The following is a 6,361-nucleotide window of genomic DNA, read 5'->3' on the forward strand; positions in this document are numbered from 1 at the left end:
GAAAGGGAGGGGGTGAAGAGTTAGGGGGTGGATGGGTGCGAGGTATACGGTGCGAGGTATACGGTGTGAGGTATACGGTGCGAGGCAGAACCGCAGACCGCAAACCGTGAACCGTGAACCGTCCCCCCCCTCCCACCGCCGTTTACTCAGGCAAAATGACATGTTTTTTTTGGGAGTAGCCAATCGCCCCGTTTCGCTCTAGTTCTTGCATCAGGCGGGTGACGGTAACGCGGGTAGTGCCAATAGCATCGGCCATATCCTGATGGGTCAGCCGCAGTTGAATTAAGCGACCCTGCTCAACCGGGCGACCAAACTTGAGGGCTAGCCAGTCCAATAGGCGCTGCAACCGCTGGGGAACCTGGCCCTGACGGAAGCGAATTAGCTCTTGCATTTGGTGCAGGTGCGATCGCATTACCTGCTGGAAATTCCAACATTGCTCGGGGCTGAGCGGCACGGCCTGCACTTTAGTTAGGCACTCAATTTCGCTGGGCTGAATGCAGATCAACGGCTGGCCAGTCAAATCGCCGCTCTCCCAAAAGCCGAGCGTGATGGGGGTGCCCTCTTCCGAGAGGGTAAGCAGTCGCACCGCCCCGGATTGAATCTGCCAGAGCCGATTGGCCTCTAGGGGAAGAATATCTCGTCGCTTGAAGGTATGAACAAGCGGACGATCTAAGGCATTGGCTGGAGCGGTCAGAGGCGGCATACAATCACCGAAGTAATGAGCAGCGGAGGGCTATTGGGGCTAGCACACTTAGTTTGCAGAAGGAAATCCTAGCCCTACAGCCTTAGTGTTAATGATAATGATTCTTAACTAGGTTAGCCATAATTAAGCCTTCTAATGCTTTGCTAGGGTTGAGGCCAGGGCGGAATTCTTGCCAAAATGCCTTTTTGCAGGGGCTCAGGACGTAACTGGCGCGGCACCAGACCGTCAGGGCTGGCAGCGTATTGGATGGCCAATTTCGCGATCGCGCCAGCGCTCTCCAGCGGTGGCAGATCGCCAAACATCAGCGTGGTTTTCTGAGGGGCAGCCAGGGCGATCGCACAAAACCGATGGCAGGCGCTGAGGCACTCCACCGCTTCAAGCGTGACCTCGGGCGGCATTTGCCCCTGCTGCTGCAACTGTTGGAATAGGTGATATCCCCCTCGGTGGCCCAGATGGTCTCGCTGGGTTGCTGAGAAGGCGCAGGAGGTGCAAACAAAGAGGGCATGATGTGCCATGGTTTAGTTCTCCTGAACCGCTTTGACCAAATCTGCTGTGCTGATATCGCTGATCGCTTTGTGGATTTTGTACTGCTGTATCGGCTGGGTCAGAATGATGATGGCCGTTTCTACCGGCGGACAGCCAGGCTCTCGACACTGAATCTGATTGATTGAAATAGTCGTTTCTGAATCTAAATTAAGCAGGTCAGCAACTTGAGCCTTGAGCTGTTGTAAAGTCGCTGGGTCAACGGTGGGTTTGGGTTGAGAAAATAAGTCCATGGGAAGTCTGGTTATGCGAGATGAGATATGGCACACGGTTTACGGTGAACGGTTCAAGGTCTACGGTGAAAGGAAAAACCGTGAACCGCAAACCATGAACCGTTTACCCTACACCCTCCTCCGATAGGCGATCGCCTGTGCCATCAGCCCCTGCAATTCTGTCAGGCCGAGCACTCCTTTGTCGCCATCTTGGCGGGTGCGCACACTGAGGGTCTGTTCTTCCACCTCGCGCTTACCCACCACCGCCACCACCGGAATTTTCTCCAGTTCGGCGGTGCGAATTTGCTTGCCGAGGCGATCGCCGCTGGCATCGACCTCCACCCGATAGCCTTGCCGCTTCAGGGTCTGGGCCACCCCATTGGCATAGTCGCGCTGGCCGTCGCTCACGGGTAGTAGCCGCAGCTGCACCGGGGCCAGCCACAGGGGGAAATCGCCAGCGTAGTTCTCGACCAAAATGCCAAAGAACCGCTCTAACGAGCCAAAAATGGCCCGGTGAATCATGATCGGGCGCTGCCGCGAGCCGTCGGCGGCTACATAGTGCAGGTCAAATCGCTCGGGCAGGTTAAAGTCGACCTGAATGGTGGAGCACTGCCACAGGCGACCAATGGCGTCGCGAATTTTGATGTCAATTTTGGGGCCGTAGAAAGCGCCGCCGCCCTCGTCGGTGACGTAGTCCCAGCCCTTGTTATCCAGTGCTTGAATCAGGGCATCGGTAGCCAAGTCCCACACGGCATCGGTCCCCACCGACTTGGCCGGGCGGGTGGATAGATTGACCTCGTACTCGGTAAAGCCAAAGTCTGACAAGACTTGCTCCGTCAGGTTCAGCACCGCCAAAATTTCGTCGCTCACCTGCTCGGGCAGGCAAAACACATGGGCATCATCCTGAGTAAAGCCCCGCACCCGCATCAGGCCGTGCAGCACCCCCGATCGCTCGTAGCGGTAGACGGTGCCCAACTCAGCCCAGCGCAGAGGCAACTCTCGGTAGGAGTGCAGCTGATTCTGATAGGTCAACACATGAAAGGGGCAGTTCATCGGCCTGAGCTGATACTGCTGTGCTTCAATCGTCATCGAGTCAAACATGTTGTCTCGATAGAACTCAAAGTGGCCCGAGGTCTTCCACAGGTCGAGGTTGGCAATGTGGGGGGTGTAGAGCAGGTCATAACCCGCCGCCAGATGGGCATTGCGCCAGTAGTCCTCAATTAGCAACCGCATCCGCGCTCCCTTGGGGTGCCAAAACACCAGCCCTCCCCCGGCCTCTTCTTGAATGCTGAAGAGATCGAGCTCTTGCCCCAGTTTGCGGTGATCGCGCCGTTTGGCCTCTTCCTTTTGTTGCAGGTAGGCCTGCAATTGCTCTGGGGTTTCCCAGGCGGTGCCGTAGATGCGCTGCAGCTGAGGTTTGGTCTCATCACCGCGCCAGTAGGCCCCAGCCACACTTTCTAGGGCAAAGGCGTCGGGGTGAATTTCGCCGGTGGTGTTCAGGTGGGGGCCAGCGCACAGATCCCACCAGTAGGTACCAGCAGGGGCAGGTTCCCCAGGGGCAGGGAGATCAAAGAGCGAGGGCGGCTCAGCGCCGGGGGGTAAGGCCGGGTCAGGGCAGCCAATGTAGTAGCGGGTAACGGGCTCGCCCAAGGGAATACCGTCGAGAATTTCGAGCTTGTAGGTTTCATGCATCTGGGCAATCTCCGCCCGCAGCTCGTCGCGATCCACGGTTTCGCGAACTATCGGCAGGTTGGCGCAGATGATCTGCCGCATTTCAGCTTCGATGCGGGTAAGGTCGTCGGGTGTAAAGGCAATCGCGCGGTCAAAGTCGTAGTAAAAGCCGGTCTCTGTGGATGGGCCGATGGTTACCCGCGTTTCGGGAAACAGCCGCTGCACAGCCATGGCCAGCACATGGGCGCAGGTGTGGCGAAGTCGCAGCAACCGCTGGGGGTCGCTGGGAGCAGTGCGATCGCCAGAGGAGGGACGGGAGAGCTGGCTAACCATGGGCAAATTATAGAATGATAATCATTATCAATTTATCACAAAACGATAAACGGTTTGCGGTTCACGGTGTTCGGTTGATCCGCAAACCGTTTACCGCATACCGCTGACCGTTTACCGCAAAACCTTCCCCTTCCTATGGCAACAAATGACGGGCCGGGGAAAGGGCGCTGCGGCCTGGTCAAAATCTGCGATCGCTGAGCATTGCCCTTACCCCGCTGGATCTGGGGCAACTACCCGGCGCTGAGCGGCAGCAAATAGCTAACTACTGCGCTGCCGTCCTGGGCGACAAAGCCAACATTCTACTTTGGGTATCGCAGTTTTTGCTCAACTTCAACCGCTATGCCCAGCGGCATCCCTCGGGCCAGCTTCAAGCGGTGGTGTTGTTTGATGAGGCCGATCTGTACCTGCCTGCCCAGGGTAAACCCTCCACCAAAGAGTCCATGGAAAGCCTGCTCAAGCGAGCCCGCTCCGCCGGGCTGGGTATTTTGCTCGCTACCCAGAGCCCCGGCGATCTGAACTACCGGTATCGAGATCAAATCTCGTCCTGGTTTGTCGGCAAGGTAAAGGAAAACACCGCACTCAACAAGCTGAAGCCTATGCTCAGCGAAGCTAAGACAGACGTTGCCAGCAAACTCGCCAACCAACAGGTCGGCGAGTTCTTCGCGATCCGTGCTGGGGAGGTCACCAGCCTGAAGGCAAACCTGTCATTGATTCGGGCTGAACAGGTACCGCTGGAAATGGTGCAAGCCCTAGCGGCCAGTTCTGTAAATCAGTAGATAGCTAACCGGCACGCGCTGCGATCCTGGAACCAGCTTTCAAGAGCAATCCCGAACGAACTGTCTGCTTTTGCTTGTTCATCCCCATCGTCGGGCACCCCTTTGAGCAGATTTCGGTAGGAAATTGGTAGGACGGTTTATTGAAAACCGCTAGAATCAAGGGGCAGAAGGGATTAGAAGATTTTCTGAACTTCGTTCGGGACGAAGGGGCTGCGGGTTTTGTTAAGCAAGTCACGACTTTCCTCAAAAATATTTTTCAAATCGTTGTAGAGCCCTCTAAGGAGGCTGTGAGGCGACAGGTAGCCATTTGCAAAACATAAAATGTCATGAAGCCCAACACCTCCGGTTAATCTTGAATAGGGTAGTGTATTCCATACTCTTCTCGCAGGCATTTTGGTGAAATCCGACCATGTGGCCAGTTAAACATGGGCAACCTTATGCTACTGAAATCGAACGGTGGATCTATGCCAATCTCGTAGCGGCTTTCTTCGAAAGATTTGACGAGCTGCGTGAGCTCGATTATGACAATCCCTTGGATTATGTTGATGTTACCGAGCGCTTTGATGCTTTATCCACCGAAGCAAAGCTGGCAGCGGTCTGTGGGTCGGCCATCGCGATTATGAATCCGCTGACTCCCCTCGGTGGACAAAACGCCATCCTTGCCGAAGCAGGAGCGATTCCATTTGAGTGCCTGAAAGGTCTCATTGCCATGGAAATCGATACAGCTAAAGAGCTAACGTCTGTGGGGTCTGGCGATTCCCTTGAAGGTGTGTACTTCTGGCGGCGACAAGTGCTCCTATTTTTCTATGGTCTCCATGGCCTGTCATTAGTCGATATGGTAGAGGACGTTCTTTGTGATGAGTCCAGCGAATACGGTGAGTTATCTGAAGCCGACATTCAAGTTTGCAGAACCCAGGCACAAGATGCTTTTGATCAAAATACCTATCTAGACTTTTTACCGTGGATCCCGAAGTCACCTCAGGAAACGGACATCGAGCAATGGGAAGACCTGATTGAAAGTTACCTGATGGATGATCGCCTGTTTCAAGATCACGACTGGCTGATCAGTCTGCCTTCTTCCCATCCTGAATTGCCGGATGCGGCGGTGCTGGAGTTGCAGTTCAAAAATCAGGAAATCCAAGCAACCGTCGGCATTGCCCCAGCCTACTTTGATATGGGGCTGAGCCAACGACAGCTCAAGCCCTGGCCAGATCTCAGGCGAGAGTTGGAGGCCTATTGGGTCGTGCCCCACCTACAAACCCCGGTCATCGTCCACAGAATTGTGGAGGCTCTGGGGCAAGGGCACTTACTGGGGGCACATCCAGCCGAGGACAGTGAACCAGAGGCATGGCGTTCGGGTGCGCCTAAACGGGTGCAGGATTTGCTGGAGAAAACTATCTTTCGCGAAGGCTGCCACCTGGCCCTGAATATCGCTGAGCCGGGCGAGGTTGATCAGCTAGTTCCGATTACTCACATCAGCGTGCTGGAAGCGGAGGCGGGCTATGGTGTGGGCGGAAGAATCTGCGAATTTGAGACCGAAGCCGGTGCTGCTGCGATCGGGGATACGCTGAACCCTGAGGCGATCGAGGAGGTAGTTGTTTTGAGAGTTGAGGGGTTGGCGTCGTTTTTTAGGCCGATGGATGACGCGGTAGGGTGACAAATGTTTGCGGTGCCTGGGTTATGGGCGAAAATCGGCATTGTCCTTGCCAGACACGGAATGTCACTTGGGCCTTCAGTCAAATTCGACGACTGACCCTAAGTTAAAGCCGTGGGCCAGGAAAATGGTTTCAATTCGCTCCTTGGGAAGCCAGGTTATCTGGGCAAACTGAAGCGCGAGACCGTGAAGCGTAGTGCGCGATCGCGTCCTCGTCCCAGGGTTTTGCAAGTTGGTTTGCTGATCTTTGGCATCATGAGCCCGGAGGACAAATTCTGCCAGTATGCGCACGTCACCGGGCCACAGGATCTCTATCTCCTCTAGCTGGGATAAATATACGGGGGTAGTACATTTTAGTAAAGGACAGAGGAAAAGATGGACTCTTCCCGTTCTGCCAACTTCTGTCTGACTTGGCGATTGTAGTCATGGATGAACATCCAGATCGCACCGATGTGATTCTCTAGCTTCT

The 6,361-nt window shown here is 55.2% G+C and carries 6 protein-coding genes; 2 read left to right on the top strand and 4 right to left on the bottom strand.

The genetic code is table 11. The features are described 5' to 3' along the window. Window positions 1–142: 142 nt before the first annotated feature. The 4 genes from IQ254_RS28915 to thrS form a co-directional block, all read right to left on the bottom strand. On the bottom strand, window positions 143–703 hold the full coding sequence (locus IQ254_RS28915) for a Crp/Fnr family transcriptional regulator (protein ID WP_193969610.1): 561 nt from the start codon (window positions 701–703) through the stop codon (window positions 143–145). A gap of 143 nt (window positions 704–846) precedes the next feature. Beyond that, a complete protein-coding gene (locus tag IQ254_RS28920; protein ID WP_193969611.1) occupies window positions 847–1,218 on the bottom strand; it encodes a DUF1636 domain-containing protein in 372 nt (123 codons plus the stop codon). A 3-nt stretch (window positions 1,219–1,221) separates the two neighbouring features. After that, window positions 1,222–1,479, bottom strand: coding sequence for a hypothetical protein (locus IQ254_RS28925; protein ID WP_193969612.1), 258 nt, complete (start codon window positions 1,477–1,479; stop codon window positions 1,222–1,224). A gap of 108 nt (window positions 1,480–1,587) precedes the next feature. Next, window positions 1,588–3,462, bottom strand: a complete 1,875-nt coding sequence (gene thrS, locus IQ254_RS28930; RefSeq protein WP_193969613.1) for a threonine--tRNA ligase — start codon at window positions 3,460–3,462, stop codon at window positions 1,588–1,590. Between the two features lie 320 nt (window positions 3,463–3,782). On the opposite strand from thrS, the gene IQ254_RS28935 reads away from it, so the two are divergent. Continuing rightward, on the top strand, window positions 3,783–4,238 hold the full coding sequence (locus IQ254_RS28935) for a hypothetical protein (protein ID WP_228041207.1): 456 nt from the start codon (window positions 3,783–3,785) through the stop codon (window positions 4,236–4,238). A 409-nt stretch (window positions 4,239–4,647) separates the two neighbouring features. Continuing rightward, window positions 4,648–5,895, top strand: a complete 1,248-nt coding sequence (locus IQ254_RS28940; RefSeq protein WP_228041208.1) for a hypothetical protein — start codon at window positions 4,648–4,650, stop codon at window positions 5,893–5,895. Window positions 5,896–6,361: the final 466 nt, after the last annotated feature.

This window comes from Nodosilinea sp. LEGE 07088, assembly GCF_015207395.1.
In the GTDB taxonomy this organism is placed as follows: Bacteria; Cyanobacteriota; Cyanobacteriia; order Phormidesmidales; family Phormidesmidaceae; genus Nodosilinea.

Bases quoted from the DNA above. Each gene is read 5' to 3' on its own strand.
- IQ254_RS28940 (WP_228041208.1), top strand. From the start codon at position 4,648: ATGTGGCCAGTTAAACATGGGCAACCTTATGCTACTGAAATCGAACGG.
- IQ254_RS28915 (WP_193969610.1), bottom strand. From the start codon at position 703: ATGCCGCCTCTGACCGCTCCAGCCAATGCCTTAGATCGTCCGCTTGTT.
- thrS (WP_193969613.1), bottom strand. From the start codon at position 3,462: ATGGTTAGCCAGCTCTCCCGTCCCTCCTCTGGCGATCGCACTGCTCCC.
- IQ254_RS28920 (WP_193969611.1), bottom strand. From the start codon at position 1,218: ATGGCACATCATGCCCTCTTTGTTTGCACCTCCTGCGCCTTCTCAGCA.
- IQ254_RS28925 (WP_193969612.1), bottom strand. From the start codon at position 1,479: ATGGACTTATTTTCTCAACCCAAACCCACCGTTGACCCAGCGACTTTA.